16 protein-coding genes and 3 pseudogenes are annotated in these 15055 nt (G+C 34.4%); 5 read left to right on the forward strand and 14 right to left on the reverse strand.

The window, feature by feature from the left end:
- Positions 1-5 precede the first annotated feature (5 nt).
- The 7 genes and pseudogenes from msrB to NSQ40_RS27640 all read right to left on the reverse strand — a co-directional run bounded on the left by msrB (position 6) and on the right by NSQ40_RS27640 (position 6220).
- Complete coding sequence (gene msrB / locus NSQ40_RS29555; protein ID WP_371388579.1) at positions 6-458, reverse strand: peptide-methionine (R)-S-oxide reductase MsrB; 453 nt, start codon at positions 456-458, stop codon at positions 6-8.
- Between the two features lie 45 nt (positions 459-503).
- Positions 504-971: pseudogene (gene msrA, locus NSQ40_RS29560) on the reverse strand (peptide-methionine (S)-S-oxide reductase MsrA); the annotation flags it as partial.
- 96 nt (positions 972-1067) lie between these two features.
- The gene (locus tag NSQ40_RS27620; protein WP_003202488.1) at positions 1068-2102 is read right to left on the reverse strand and encodes an AI-2E family transporter; all 1035 of its coding nucleotides are present in this window, start codon (positions 2100-2102) and stop codon (positions 1068-1070) included.
- Between the two features lie 335 nt (positions 2103-2437).
- Positions 2438-3130 (reverse strand): antiholin-like protein LrgB, encoded by a 693-nt coding sequence (gene lrgB, locus NSQ40_RS27625; protein ID WP_003202485.1) that lies wholly within the window; start codon positions 3128-3130, stop codon positions 2438-2440.
- Between the two features lie 35 nt (positions 3131-3165).
- Positions 3166-3597 carry an antiholin-like murein hydrolase modulator LrgA gene (lrgA, locus tag NSQ40_RS27630; RefSeq protein WP_016112789.1) on the reverse strand — a complete coding sequence of 144 codons (432 nt, stop codon included), beginning with the start codon at positions 3595-3597 and terminating at the stop codon, positions 3166-3168.
- Between the two features lie 132 nt (positions 3598-3729).
- Complete coding sequence (locus NSQ40_RS27635) at positions 3730-4470, reverse strand: LytR/AlgR family response regulator transcription factor (RefSeq protein ID WP_018764849.1); 741 nt, start codon at positions 4468-4470, stop codon at positions 3730-3732.
- Positions 4448-6220 (reverse strand): sensor histidine kinase, encoded by a 1773-nt coding sequence (locus NSQ40_RS27640; RefSeq protein ID WP_003202480.1) that lies wholly within the window; start codon positions 6218-6220, stop codon positions 4448-4450. The genes NSQ40_RS27635 and NSQ40_RS27640 overlap by 23 nt, the downstream gene beginning before the upstream one ends.
- 80 nt (positions 6221-6300) lie before the next feature.
- On the opposite strand from NSQ40_RS27640, the pseudogene NSQ40_RS27645 reads away from it, so the two are divergent.
- Positions 6301-6450: pseudogene (locus NSQ40_RS27645) on the forward strand (MFS transporter); the annotation flags it as partial.
- Between the two features lie 46 nt (positions 6451-6496).
- Here NSQ40_RS27645 and NSQ40_RS27650 read toward each other — a convergent pair.
- Complete coding sequence (locus tag NSQ40_RS27650; RefSeq protein ID WP_003202474.1) at positions 6497-7567, reverse strand: nitric oxide synthase oxygenase; 1071 nt, start codon at positions 7565-7567, stop codon at positions 6497-6499.
- Positions 7568-7638: 71 nt separating this feature from the next.
- Between NSQ40_RS27650 and sodA the strand changes: the two are divergent.
- A pseudogene (gene sodA / locus NSQ40_RS27655) lies at positions 7639-7824 on the forward strand (superoxide dismutase [Mn]); the annotation flags it as partial.
- Positions 7825-7918: 94 nt separating this feature from the next.
- Here the strand turns inward: sodA and NSQ40_RS27660 are convergent.
- Both NSQ40_RS27660 and NSQ40_RS27665 read right to left on the reverse strand, forming a co-directional pair.
- Positions 7919-8788 (reverse strand): NAD-dependent epimerase/dehydratase family protein, encoded by an 870-nt coding sequence (locus NSQ40_RS27660; protein ID WP_097787028.1) that lies wholly within the window; start codon positions 8786-8788, stop codon positions 7919-7921.
- A 132-nt stretch (positions 8789-8920) separates the two neighbouring features.
- Positions 8921-9511, reverse strand: a complete 591-nt coding sequence (locus NSQ40_RS27665; RefSeq protein WP_033797096.1) for an AmiS/UreI family transporter — start codon at positions 9509-9511, stop codon at positions 8921-8923.
- A gap of 478 nt (positions 9512-9989) precedes the next feature.
- On the opposite strand from NSQ40_RS27665, the gene NSQ40_RS27670 reads away from it, so the two are divergent.
- On the forward strand, positions 9990-10403 hold the full coding sequence (locus NSQ40_RS27670) for a hypothetical protein (protein ID WP_003202469.1): 414 nt from the start codon (positions 9990-9992) through the stop codon (positions 10401-10403).
- 174 nt (positions 10404-10577) lie between these two features.
- Here the strand turns inward: NSQ40_RS27670 and trhA are convergent, their stop codons facing one another.
- Positions 10578-11225: a PAQR family membrane homeostasis protein TrhA gene (gene trhA / locus NSQ40_RS27675; RefSeq protein WP_033796611.1), complete on the reverse strand. Its 648-nt coding sequence runs from the start codon at positions 11223-11225 to the stop codon at positions 10578-10580.
- A gap of 154 nt (positions 11226-11379) precedes the next feature.
- Between trhA and NSQ40_RS27680 the strand changes: the two genes are divergently transcribed.
- A complete protein-coding gene (locus tag NSQ40_RS27680; RefSeq protein ID WP_003202465.1) occupies positions 11380-11940 on the forward strand; it encodes a DUF1836 domain-containing protein in 561 nt (186 codons plus the stop codon).
- 140 nt (positions 11941-12080) lie between these two features.
- Positions 12081-12734 (forward strand): sensor histidine kinase, encoded by a 654-nt coding sequence (locus NSQ40_RS27685; RefSeq protein ID WP_240522722.1) that lies wholly within the window; start codon positions 12081-12083, stop codon positions 12732-12734.
- Positions 12735-12809: 75 nt separating this feature from the next.
- On the opposite strand, the gene NSQ40_RS27690 is transcribed toward NSQ40_RS27685, so the two are convergent.
- The 3 genes from NSQ40_RS27690 to NSQ40_RS27700 form a co-directional block, all read right to left on the reverse strand.
- A complete protein-coding gene (locus NSQ40_RS27690; protein ID WP_097787026.1) occupies positions 12810-13424 on the reverse strand; it encodes a hypothetical protein in 615 nt (204 codons plus the stop codon).
- A complete protein-coding gene (locus NSQ40_RS27695; RefSeq protein ID WP_003202459.1) occupies positions 13414-13965 on the reverse strand; it encodes a sigma-70 family RNA polymerase sigma factor in 552 nt (183 codons plus the stop codon). The genes NSQ40_RS27690 and NSQ40_RS27695 overlap by 11 nt, the downstream gene beginning before the upstream one ends.
- A gap of 108 nt (positions 13966-14073) precedes the next feature.
- On the reverse strand, positions 14074-15055 hold a 982-nt coding region (locus tag NSQ40_RS27700; protein WP_341286164.1), incomplete at its 5' end, for a DEAD/DEAH box helicase.

Consider the following 15055-nt stretch of genomic DNA (forward strand, 5'->3'; position numbering starts at 1 on the left):
CGAGGTTATTTTTTATTTCCGAACAAGATTAAAAAATCTCCATAGCCTTCTTTCTCCAATTCCTCTTTCGGAATAAACCGAAGCGCCGCTGAATTAATGCAGTAACGAAGACCATTCGGACCTGGCCCATCTGGGAACACATGCCCAAGGTGAGAATCGCCTTCTTTACTTCTTACTTCCGTACGCGTCATATTGTGACTAACGTCCATTTTCTCTTTTACACTAGCGGACATCACTGGTTTTGTAAAACTCGGCCAACCGCATCCACTATCGAATTTATCTAAAGAAGTAAATAGTGGTTCACCGGAAACAATGTCTACGTAAATTCCTTCCTCTTTATGATTCCAATATTCGTTTTGGAACGGAGGCTCTGTACCATTTTCTTGTGTTACATAAAATTGCATATCTGTTAATCGCTCTTTTAAATGCGCATTATCTTTCGGCCAATGCTTTTTAATAAACGCATCGCGTCCTGATCCTTGGCGATATAATTCATAGCGAAATGCATTTTTCTTATGATATCCTTGATGATACTCTTCAGCTGGATAAAATGTAGTAGCAGGGAGTATTTTTGTAGCAATTGGTTTCGAAAACCAACCGCTCTCAGCAAGTGCCAATTTTGAAGCTTCTGCTTGTTCAAGTTGTTCTTCACTATGATAAAAAATTACAGTTTCATAAGATTGTCCACGATCATGAAATTGACCTCCAATATCTGTTGGATCAATTTGCCTCCAATAAATGTCTAATAATTTTTCATATGGCATTTTATTTGCATCGAATGTAATTTGTACCGCTTCATAATGCCCTGTTGTTTCAGAACAAACTTCTTTATAAGTCGGGTTCTCTTTATACCCACCCGTATAACCTGAAATAACCTGTATAATACCTTCCATCTCTTCAAATGGTGAAACCATACACCAGAAACACCCTCCTGCAAACGTTGCAATTTCTACCTTTTCATTTATAGCCATTTATTTCACCCCAATTATTTAATTCTTCTTACAGTATGGCATAAGAAGTTAGAAGTTATAAAAGAAAAAGCACCGGCGTCCGATGCTTTTTTTACTCTATTTTTTAGCAGAATCTTTTTCTATCTCATCGCTCGTCACATCTAACACATCTAATAGGAACACAAAAATTGGTATACCAATAATAAGCCCCCACACACCTAAAAAGTGTTCAGAGAAAGTTAATACCATAAATGTATAAAAAATCGGTAAATTCGTTTTTTGTGACATGAATTTTGGATTTAACACATAACTTTCAAGTGCATGAATAACAGCAACAATTATTAAAATATAAACTACATACGTAATGCTACCAATATTATAAGCAATCATACAAAGCGGAACGAGCGAAATGATTACACCAGCTACTGGAATTAAGCCGAGTAAAAAGATCATTAACGCTAAACCAAGCAATTGTGGAAATCCTAAAATCCATAGCGCAATAACAGATAAAACGCAATTAACAATAGCAATTAAAAACTGCGCTTCAATTACTTTTCCGAAAGAACGTGCGAATTTCTTTCCGAAATATTCAATTTCATTATAAAAAACGGCAAGTCTGCTCTCTTTAAATTTCGCGGTAAAAGCGACAATACGTGCCTTCTCAAGTAAGAAGAATAAACTTAAAATAAGAGAAAGGAAAAATTGCAGCCCAAATTTCCCAACATTGGCGATGGATTTATAAAGAATGTCCACACCTTGCCCAATATATTTGGAAAGCTCCATATGGTTAATGGCATTAATTGCTGCCTTTATAATTTCATTATCTGGTGGATTTTTAAAGAATACATTAAACTGGTAGATTAATTGTGAGATTTGCACCGTTAGTACTGGCAGATACTTAACTAACGTAACAGTGATTCCACCAACTAACATCACATATAATAACGATATAATAATTTTTCGATTAATCGGCATAAAATGATCGAGTTTTCGAGAAATAAACTTTTGGAATCGATCCATTAAATACGTAAGAATGAACGTAATTAAAATTAAATTAAACATACTTTGTAGCCCATATAATATAAGAGCCAACAAGAGCAGTACAAGTAATCTTTGGAATCCTTTGCTTTGAAACAGGCTTTTCATTTGCATAATCGACGAGTGATCTCTCCTGTCCTATAAAGTGAGACTTTAATAAGTGGGATTTTCTTTATCTCCCCCACAAATCGAGTGCTTATGGACTCTCCTACCTATCTTCTTTGCTTTCGCTAGATTTAAGAACAAGATACATTAGCTACTTTCTATTTTACAATACAATAGTCCTTTTCAGAACGTATTATCCAAAGTATTAATGAAGATTTAAGGAAAATCTCATTTATTTTTATATAAAATAGGTCTTACCACTACTGTAACACAAAAAGCAAGCTATCAGTAGAAATCTGTCCTACGAATAGCTTGCTTTTATATTTTTCACAAAACATATTCTGTTAGCCGATAAATGGCATAAACATCGGAATAACAACTACCGTTACAACCCCAACGACCGTTACTGCAATACTTGCCATTGCTGCTTCTACTTCGCCCATTTCAATCCCAACCGCAACGCCAAGTGCATGTCCCGCAGTTCCTAGCGCTAATCCTTTCGCAATTGGATTTTTCACTTTAAATGTTTTTAAGAATAAAGCACCAAGTGCGTATACAATAACTGCGTTAAAGATAACTGCAAAAGATGTAATTGCTGGAATACCACCGATACTTTCAGATATTGGTAGTGCAATTGCTGTTGTTGCTGCCTGTGGTAGCATAGAGTTCATTACAGATGTATCTAAACCAATTGCTTTTGCGACAATGAACACGACAATCACCGAACAAACAGATCCAACAACGATAGCGGATAAAATTTGCCACCAATATTTTTTTAGCTTATCAACTTGTTTGTATAACGGAATTGCAAAGGCAATTGTTGCTGGCTCTAAGAAGAAACTAATCATTTTACCGCCAGTATTATATTCTTCAAATGTAAAATTTCCAACCTTTAAAAAGACAATACCAAGTACCATTGCTACAAACAGTGGTGTAAATAAGAAGAATCCTTTTGAATGTTTAAATAAGAATGTTCCGATCCCGTATGCGATTAATGAAACGACGATTCCGAAGTATGGAGTCATTGTGCTTGCCATGTTCATTACCTCCTAACCATATATGGTCTGATATATTAAGCAACTTTTCCGTGTTTGCGTCCTTTATTTACAACATCTAATTGTTTTGTATCAGTTGTTTCTTTTTCATCTTTACCTAGAATAAATTGTGCAAATAAACCTGTTACTGCTAGTAAAATAATTGTTGCGACAACAATTACAGTTATGATCTGTACAAAGTATTGCCCCATTACCCCAAGAGAGTTAATAACGGAAATACCAGATGGTACGAAAAGAAATCCAATAATACCTGTTAACGCCGTTCCAAGTGATTCAACCTGCTCCAACTTAATAACCTTTAAACATAATAGACTAAACAAAATGACTAATCCGATTACTGATGAAGGCATTGGAATTGGTAAGTGCGTTGCAATAATATGAGAAACCAACATGATAGCTGAAAAAACAAATGCTTGTGATAAGAAACTGTATACTTTTTTTGTACTCATTTTGGCCACCTCTTTCGATTTGGTACCTTCATTGTATATGATGTAAACGATTAAGTAAGCGTTTACATATCGGGACGTCAAATATACGGAATCAGTTACAAAAATAACGGGATGAAATGCAAAAGCTGCTTCTTAAATACGAAGCAGCTTTTTAAGTTCCTTTGCATATGTACGACTTACAGGTACCTTAGATCCCTCTTTCATAATTAAATTATAAGTAGAGTTAAACCAGGGCTGTATTTCCGAAATATGGTTGATATTCGCAAGAAAACTACGGTGAACGCGCATAAAGCTCGTTTGCGGCAGCTTCTTTTCTAAAATAACAAGCGTATCATGGGTTACGTATGTTTCCCGAATCGTCTTTACAGTTACTTTCCCGTCCACAAGTCCCACATAAACAATATCTTCAATATTCACGAGCACAATGGATTCTTCTATTGGCAATGCAAGCTTATGCATCTCCGCAGCTACATCTTTAGCTCTTACATCTTGGTTTTTCTCTGTTTCAGTTTGCTTTCGTTTCTTATATTTTTTCAGTGTCTGTGCAATTCGCTCTTCATCAAACGGCTTTAAAATATAATCTAATGCATCCACCTCAAATGCTTGCAGCGCATATTGATCGTAAGCTGTTGCAAAAACAATGGACGGTGGGTTCTTCATTTTCTTTAATATATTCGCAATCTCAAATCCATTATCATCTGAAAGCTGAATATCTAAAAAGACAAGATCCGGCTTATTCCCCATTAGCTTTTCTAATGCATCTTCCACGCAATCAGCTTCTTCAATTACATCCACTTCTTTCGTACGCTGCAATAAATATTTCAATTCATCCCGTGCTAACATCTCATCGTCAACTACTAATACCTTTAACACCACTTTCTTCCTCCCCTATGTTTTGAATCGGAATTGTAAATAAAATTTCTGTCCCTTTTTCTAATTCACTCTCGATATGAAGTGTTGTATCTTTCCCAAACAGTCCTATTAACCGTTGATTAATATTATATAGCGCCGTTCCTGTTCCTTTTTTCGATGGAACGACTGCCTTTCCTAATTGCTCTAAGCGCCCTTGTTCAATTCCCTGACCATTATCTTTCACTTTAAAATGAACCATATCTCCCTGCGCGTGTGCATAAATTTCCACCTGACAAATTGGTTGTTTTTTCGGAAAGGCATGACGAAGTGCATTTTCCACTAACAATTGCAATACAAATGGTGGGAGTAAAATTGTCTGTAATCCTTCTTCAATATATGTTTTCACCTCATATTTATTTGGGAACCTTGCTTGTTCTAATGATAAATATGCATGTACATGATTCAGTTCTTGCTCTAATGGAATAAGTAACTGGCGTGCTCCCTGTAAATTACAACGAAAATACACGCTAAGTTGCAATAAGAGCTTTCTTGCCTTTTCTACATCTGTACGGCATAAAGCTGATACTGTATTAATCGAATTGAATAAAAAGTGCGGATTAATTTGTGCTTGTAATGCTTTTATCTCTGCATCTTGAAGTAGTTTACTTTGTAATTCTGCCTCTCCTAACTCAAGCTGTGTTGAGAAAATCTTCGCTAACCCTTCTGCTAATTCTTCTTCCACACGGCTTAATTGGTTCGGATTTTTAAAATAAAGCTTTAATGTTCCGATTGTATTGCCATGCGAAGTTAACGGAATAACGATTGCTGCCTGCAAAGGACATTCTTCATGTTGACAATTAATAATCTCTCGTGATTTCGCTTTCATTATTTTCCCTGTTTTTAATACTTCTTTTGATAACCCTGTAATTAAACTATGAGAAGGAATATGGTGATCAGACGCTAATCCAACGTGCGCCAATATTTTTTCTGTATCTGTTAAAGATACCGCATCTGTCCCTGTAAAACGATGGATAATTTGTGCCACATGCTTACAAGATTCCTCCGTTAAGCCTTGGCGAAAATAAGGCAATGTCTTATCAGCAATCCGAAGTACTTTATGAGTTTGTAAAGCCTTGGCATTTTCTTCTTGGCGTAAAATAGCTTGTACCATAGACAATAAAATAAAACTCCCCAAACTATTCACAAGAATCATCGGTATTGCGATTTTTTTTACAACGTTAAATCCATCTTCTACAATAGATAAGATCATAACCATTTCCAAAGATACAATAAAAACACTTAAAACAGATGAGAATTTAGGTGTAATCACACGGTTATGCTTTTGAAAAATACGGCCAATATAACCGGTAATAATTCCTGCTAAAATAGATGAAATCGCACAACTAAGGGCTGTTGTTCCCCCAAGCATATAACGATGAATGCCAGCAATAAATCCAACGCCAACCCCGACAATCGGTCCACCTAGTAAACCACTAATTCCAACTCCCATAATACGTGTATTGGCAATCGTACTCGATGAAGAGACACCTTGCAGCCAATTTTCATTCATAATGGTATTCCCTGCAATTTCAATTCCTGTGTAATTGCTTATAATTGTAAATAACGAAAAAATACAAATAAGCATGAGCTTATCTTTATATCCATCTTGTTTATGAAGAAGGCGCCTAAATGTTTTAATATGCGAAAGTAAAAAACCTAGTATAACAATTAATCCAACTCGTTCAATCATCATAAGCACTAAATCTAGCATCTGTGATTCATCCTTTATTTGTTTAATTAGTTTTATTATCGAAAAATAGTGAAGGTATCGTCAAGAAGAATGATATGTATCTCGCAGGATTTGGCCCTGTTATTATCGGTTTACTTGCTACAGGTGGTAATTTATTCGGAGCTCTATCACTTATTTTCATTATCTATCCAATTGGATTAATTACAATGCTAGTGTGTGTACCGGAAACGAAAGGAAAAGTACTAGATTAAACTTAATCAAAAAGCATTGAAATTCTACATTTCAATGCTTTTGTTTTTATTTATGAAAGAAATTTGGAGTCAGAATATCATTCGGATAAGGTTTATGATAGATGTGGGTAGTAGCTGGCGATAATGGTGGAATGAGCCATACCCAATTTCCCGTCACGACACGGCCACAAGCCGCCTCTTGCTTTTCAAATTGTCCAAACTGCTGTGCTGCTGTATGATGATCTACAATACTTACTCCTTGCTTTTTGAAAGAATGCAAAACAGCTACATTTAATTCAACTAACGCCTTATCTTTCCATAATGTACTGTTTCTCGAAGTATCCAAATTCATTATTTCTGCAACAGCTGGAAGTAAATTATAACGATCATGATCTGCCAAATTACGAGCCCCAATTTCTGTTTCCATATACCAACCATTAAAAGGAGCAGCTGTATAAGAAATGCCACCAATCTCTAGACGCATATCTGAAATCATTGGTACCCCATACCATTTTGCACCTAAGGATACAAATGGATATTCTGGGTGCTCAATCTCAACCTCTTTTACCTCTTCTTTCGGAATTTCCCTATATACAGGTTCTCGTCCATCAACAGAAAATACGAGTGGCAATACATCAAAATTCGTACCTTCTCCATTCCAGCCAAGTTTCTGACAAAACGCTGTAAATGGAATCGAATGAGAATCACCTATCACTTCCATTTCTGTTTCAAATCCCGCATAACGAATCAACTGATGGTTATAAATTCGAATGTTATTTTGTTCACCGTTATACTGCTTAAAAATTGTAATTGTCGGTTTAATTTTTCCGTTATTCGTTGCATATCGAATATGATGAATAAGTGCATTATATACCCCTTCCTCATCATTCACTTCACGAGCATCTAATATATGCATTTTATTCCAAAATAATCTTCCAATACATCGGTTACTATTTCTCCAGGCCATACGTGCACCATGAACAAGTTCCTCAAAGGTGTGTTCATATGTTCCTGTCATTTCAATTTCCGATAAAATTTGATTGAGACGTTCGTCTATTTGTTGCTCTTTACCAAGTTCTTGATAGCAAATTGTAATAAATTTTCTTGCTTCATCTATTAATTCTTTCATTTTATCCATAAACAATCTCCTTCTATTTCAACAAGACACTATTACTTTACAGTATAAGCAAAAAGGAGTGTAGTAACAAACCAAATCAAGATACACCCTTGCAAGAAGGAAAAATCCCATTGCTCGTAATTGATGTATGAGAACATGCTTATTATTTGCAGTATCAAAACCACCGTCCAGAATTTATTACAAATTGGTGGCATACTGTTAACTGGGATCAAGTAAATGAAAAATATTTACAAGCAATTAAATCACAAGAATATTAATCATGCATATAAGGTAAATTTGGTAATGTAAACTAGTATCGTCGAAATCCTCCAAAATCCCCCGGATTGCCACCGGGGGATTTATGAATAATCATTACATTACCTCAATATAGTATTTCAATATATTATTCACATCCGTCTCTAAATTTCTAAACTGAAATCCTAATTCTTTTGCTTTCGTATTATTTATCGTACAATTTGCCATCCCATTATACGGGGCCACGTTCTCACCTTTTGCTTCAATACAAGCTTTTATGCCTGTATTTTTTTCTACAAAATGAATAACTTCTCGCATAGAAATCACACCATTACTACATGCATTAATTGGACCATCTATATTCATCGTACTAAGATATGCTAGAAAACCACCTGCTTCTTTTTCATGGATAAAAGACATTTTGCCTTCTATATCTTCTACTACAAAAGGCTTTCTCTTCACGATATTTTCAACATAAAACTGCAATCGCTTTGTATAATCATTTTCACCAATAACAACTGGAAAGCGCACTGCAATTACAGGAAATGTTACATGTTTAAACAAAACGGCCTCTGCTAATCTTTTTCCTTCACTATAAGAAAAATCTTGCCTATCTCCATAAACAATCGGATACTGATACGGATTGAAATCATCTTCTTTTAAAGATAGTGCCGACTCATATACAGCCATTGAGGATGTAACAATATATTTCTTCACCTTACTATGAAGTACTTTGCATATAATCTTCGCTGCATTCGGACTATAGCATAGATTATCATACACAACGTCATAACTTGCACCCGCTAACATTTCCTTTAGCATTCCTTCATCTTCTCGATCTACAACGACTCTTTTAACAGCACTACCAAACGAGTCTGTCTTAAGTCCCCGCGTTGCAATTGTTACATCGTGCCCAGCTTGCAGGAGGCTTTCAACTAATCGTTTTCCGAAAAATCTTGTTCCGCCTAACACTAATATTTTCGTCATATGTATCATTCCCTTAGTTATTTTAATGTTCTATGGTGACTGAATAAGTATTTGTAACTTCATTATACTTGAATTTATTTCCACATAAAAAAGAGAATCCAGCCAGATTCTCTTTCCCTCATCTTACTACTATTAACGTACTCGATATTTAAAAATGCAATAACAGAAATATAAAATAGAAACTACCGATACATAAATCCATGCCTGATAAACTACTGGTGTTCCCCATATCCCCATAAAATAAAGAAGCGATGGCAACGTGAGCGTTACCCATGATTGTACAAACGCTATCCTACCAAGGTATTGGTTTATATTCTTTTTTTGTACATTTAACACAAAGAATAAATACCAAAGAAGCGCCCACATAAACCAAGTCAGTGCACTAACAATATCTTGGAATTGAACGAATGACACAACCATATAAAATAGTGCAACAAGAGCCACCCAGAGGCAAAACCATCCTAGCCCATTGCCACTCACTCCCGTAATAAAGGTGATACCTACATACAAATACGTTAAACCAAATAAAAAAGTGGCTGCATATGAATATACAGTCCAATTACTTTGATCAGAAATCATAATAAGGTAAAACGGAATGACAATTTGCAGCACCCCTACAAATAAATTAAAAACGCCTGCGCTTTTTTCCTCTGCTTTTCCTAATATGACAAGACTGTTTAAAAACAAAGCTGCGCCTGAAAGCAATAACCCAACGTAACCCATATATGTTCGTGTGAAAATCATATTTTTTCACACCTTAACCTCCTCGTAACATAAAATCATACTAGTGATATTGTCCTACCCATTTCAAATTGCATACACAAGAAACAATTATTATTTCATGCGTACTAGCACTTTTTATTCAAAACAAGTCAGACTTCCTACCTCAAAACAAAAAGAAATCCAAAGAATCCAATCACTGTACCATATCATTAAAGCGTTTTCAAAATAGTATATTTCTTTCCAACAGTAGATAAAGTCAATCTCATATAACACAATCTGAAAACGATAACATCATCATAACAGCATTATATCTAAAAATAAATGCCAAAAATTCTGGAATAAAATTCAAAATCTATATTGTTCCCTACCCATTTCTTTTAGAAACAAGTAGAAGCAAGCATTTGCCATATACCAAACTAGCACTTCTATCATAAAATATCGTAAATTAAAATTTATGTTTTATGAAAGGTGAGATTATATGCCTAAACAAGTCGTTCACTCAACAGGTGTATTAACACGTGAACCACAAACAGCTTCTGTCGTAGCAAACATTGTAAACTTAGATAGAAATTATGCACGTTATATTAATGTAGAGATATGGGATTGGTCCAACCATTCTAATCCTATACAACTACCAATCCTAGTTGGAGAAAAGGAAGAAGCAAATTTCCCCTACTATCTTGATAGTGAAAAATTAGTAGTTCTGTATGCGAACTTAGATGACAAAATTAGTCTTTATGAAATTCGTATCACTCACTTCGATCATTCCAATATTATTACAAATTGCTTCGGACGTAGCTCATCTTCATCTACAGGACAAGAAGGTGATAAAATATATCATAAACAACTTGTTCGAGTTCATCAAGGATATATTCCTAATCAAATCCTTTAATGAACATGCACGTAATTGAGCAAAATTAGAATCGCCCTATCTTAGGTTGATTCTAATTTTGCCGTCCCCCTCACTCTTCCTATTTATAATATATTGAGATTAAATTTTCACTTTAAATTATTCCCATTAAAAAGGCCACATACCTCGTGATATGTAACCCTTACATAGAACTTATTAAATCACATAACAATATACACATACAAAGTGGGCCAGACTACCTAACAACACAAAAATATGGAAAACTTCATGATGCCCCATATATTTAAATTCTAGCCATTTTGGTTTTGCTCCGTAAATAAATCCACCAATCGTATAAAAAACACCACCAAGTACTAAAAACAAAATACCCTCTATGCTTAGATTTTCTGATAGCGGTGTAAAGAATAAAACAATTAACCATCCCATCATAAGGTAGATTGCTGTTGATAACCATCTCGGACAGTTAAACCAAAACATTTTAAAAACAATACCACATATAGCTGTAGCATAAACTAGCACAAATAATAGTAAACCATTTGCAGCCTGTAATGTAATTAAGCAAAAAGGTGCATATGTGCCTGCAATTAAAATGAAAATCATAGAATGATCCAGTTTTCTAAAGAAATAAATAACACGTTCGCTTGCTACAACACTGTGATACACAGCCGAAGCTGCATAAAGAATCATCATCCCTACTCCAAATAGAATAACCGCTGAAATTGTAGAAATAGATGGCATTTTCACAGAAACTTTCACAAGCATAGCTAGCAAAGCAATAAATGATAAAATGGCGCCTCCTAGATGGGTAAACGCATTAACTGGTTCTCTCACGTAAGTATTCACATTAACAACCCCTTATATAATTACATGTAGTTTTTATAACTACATGTAATTATATACACAATCCATCTAGAGGTCAACATTTACAATTTATTTGTTTCGTAATACCATATTTAAAGATAAAGTGTACATTATTCCTACAAAGGTGAGGGTTTATATGGAAAACATAAAGAACTTACTCGAAACATTACATTTAGAAAAAAACATTAGGCTTGAAGATATCCCTAATGTGGATTTATATGTAGATCAAGTTGTTCAACTATTTGAAAATAACTACGGTGATACAACAAGAACAGAAGATGAAAAAGTACTTACAAAAACGATGATCAATAACTATGCAAAGGGAAAATTATTCATCCCCATAAAAAATAAAAAATACTCAAAAGAGCATATGATTTTAATTAGTTTAATTTATCAATTAAAGGGTGCCCTCTCGATTAATGATATTAAAAGTTCTTTAGCGACTCTCAATGAAAGACTCATAAACGAGGATACTTTCGAACTGGACACCCTCTACAAAGATTATCTTGAACTTACAGAAACAAATGTTGAGAACTTTAAAAGGGATGTAGATAATCGGGTGGCTGAGGTAAAAGCTGCTGCTTCATTTGAGGATAAAGAATTAGAAAAACTCTTATTGCTAACTTCATTTGTAACAATGAGCAATATGTATAGACGTTTAGCAGAAAAATTAGTTGACGATTTGAAAGAATCTTAACCATGAATAAAGCCACCTACTTCTGAAGTGCACCCCAATTGTTAGACACAGTCTAACAATTGGAGGTGCACTTTTTATGGCTAAATTTTCTTCGAAAGAAAAAATACGAGCGGTGAGACGATATTTAGAGGGGACTGAAGGTGGAAAAACAATTGCTAAATCTATTGGTGTTCACTCCAGTATGCTCTATCATAGGATATATTCAGTTATTAGATTCAAGTGAACTAACAACATATAAAAAAGAACACTATTTGAAGATTATTAAAAATAAATCAACACGTTTACAAACCTTAGTAAATGACTTCTTTGAACTGTCCGTTATTGATTCTGTTGATTATCAATTAAACCTTCATATGGTAAAAATAAATCACTTAGCATGGGAACCCTTAGTCGTTTTTTATGATCAATTTAGTGAAAAGAAAATGGAACCAAGTATTCATATACAAAACGAAGACATTCAAATCATTGCTGATGAATCTGCCGTTAAGCGTGTCATGGAAAATCTAATCCATAACACCCTTAATCATGCAAGTGGTAATATATCCATTACTCTACAAAAGCAAAAAGCATCTATACTATTTATCATTAGTAACGATGCTAAAAATGCAAGTGAAAAGGACATTCCTTTCCTGTTTGACCGCTTTTATACAACTAATCATCATCGATCCGGTAAAGGAACAGGGCTTGGATTAGCTATTGCAAAAACACTTATGCTGAAAATGGGTGGTTCACTTCAAGCAAAATTAAAAGATGGGCAGCTTCATATGATATGCGAATGGAAAATTCAAAAATAAATACCAAATAACTTTTTCATATCCCTATTGATCAAAAAAGTACATCTTACACCAAAAGAATGTACTTTTTCCTTTTTAATGACCTCTTTTCGAATTAATCTCTCTATTAAGATACTTAGCTATGATATCTCTATCTGAACTATTAATAATCATGTTAATTCTCCCTTGCAAATACCCATATAACATCCAGTTTGAGCATTCTCTTAGCTGCCCATGCTTATCTTTCTTAGCTTTAAAACATAATATCGTATCGTTCTTTTTTATTTTGTAATAATATTTAAAAATATCATCGTATTCTATAATGTATGCTCTTTGAATTTGATAAAGTTCCTTTACTTCATAAATCATAACTTTATGTCTTGTTCCAAAAACCACAAATCGATTTCCTACATCCATAAGCGCTAATGGCATTACGGCATAGTCTGCTGAACACATAATTGCACCCAAATAGTAGCCACCTGTAGCTCTTGCTTGGAATTGTAATTCAATAAATTCATTTTCTTTTAACTCATTATTTGCCTTTACTTCTATCTCCTGAAAATTTTCTCTAGCAATTCGTTTTCTGATATCTTTTTTCTTCTTCTCCAAGCTTCCAACAAGGCGCTCCCCTATTGCTTCAAATCGAGATATTTCTTGTTCATCCCACTGCTCGAAAACAATTTGATCTATATTATAGCTTTCACAATTCATAATATCCCTCCATTATCCTTTTTAATTTCTCCTTTCCCCTTGATAATCTGGTATAAACTGAACCTGTACTCATATGTAGTCTCCTTGAAATATCCTCTATGCTTTCATCCACAATATACCTTCGATAAAAGATACTATGATCTACACCATCTAACTGATGAATTGCTTTCAAAACGAACTCTTTTTCCTCTTCTTTGAGCAATCCTTTTTCTACATCTTCATCATCTTGTAAAATAAGTTGTTCTATTGTTTGTTCAATTCTTTTTCTCTTCAACCTTCTTTTATAATCTAGTGCCTTAAACTTCGCAATAGAAATAATCCAGTTTTTAAGTTGTCCTTTTTCTATTTGAAAACTGTCTATTTTATACCAAAGTATGAGAAGAACATCGTTATAGCACTCTTCAATTTCTGCTCTTTCATGGTTCTCTCCAAGTACACTTCCGATTACTCCATAAATCAATTTACTATATTGAAGAATCAATTGATCCAATGCTTCCGTATTTTGTTTTTTTATTTCATCTACTAATTCCCTATCATTCATATCTTCTCCCCCTTCACTTATATATACGAATACAACAAGTTTATCCTTACATAATTCCCTTATTTTTCATAAAAAAAACTACCCACCTGTGAGAGTGGGTAGTTACTTTTACTTAATAGCCTCGTGAACCTTTAACTGCTTACCTTTTATCGTTGTGTTTTTCATTACTTTTAAAACAAGCGGGCCTTTTCCGTTTAATATATCAACATAAGAAACATTATCTTGTATCGTAATAATTCCTATATCATCCGCTGTGACACCTGGGATTTTAGCAATTGTACCAACGAAATCTACCGCTCGAATCTTCTTTTTCTTCCCACCGTTAAAGTACAGCTTCATAATATCTTTATTTAACCCTGCACTTTTCTCTTTTTTCATAATTGGTTTCGCATTTATTTTATCTTCAAAGGCTACCTTTCCCTTTGCAAGCTCCTCTTTTGATGGAGCTTCTATTTTTTGAATTTCAAAACCGATATACTCTTCAATTTCTACCAAGAATCTCTCTTCATACGGCGTTACGAATGTAATCGCTTTTCCGCTATTACCAGCGCGCCCTGTTCTTCCTGTCCGGTGTACATAACTTTCTTTTTCTAATGGAATGTCATAGTTAATGACATGGGTAATATTTTCAATATCAATTCCTCGCGCTGCTACATCTGTAGCGACTAAATAACGAAATTTTCCTCTTTTAAAGTCATTCATTACTGCAAAACGATCTTCTTGTATCATACCACCATGAATTTTATCACAAGGATAGCCAGAACGTTTTAACTGTCTGAACACATGGTCTACATTTTCTTGTGTGCGACAGAAGATGATACAGCTATCTGGATTTTCAAGAGTTGTTATATCTTGAAGAAGTGAAAATTTCTCTTCTTCTCTCACTTCTAACAGGATATGTTCAATTTTATCTGTCGTAATCCCAGAAGCTTTAATCTCGATATGGGTCGGTGATTTCATATATGTATGAGATAAATTTTCAACGTCTTCTGGTAGTGTCGCAGAAAATAGCATTGTCATTCGATCTGTAGGTAATTCATCAATAATTGCTTCTACTTGATCGATGAATCCCATATTTAACATTTCATCT

The organism is Bacillus sp. FSL K6-6038 (genome assembly GCF_038050455.1).
GTDB lineage: Bacteria > Bacillota > Bacilli > Bacillales > Bacillaceae_G > Bacillus_A > Bacillus_A pseudomycoides.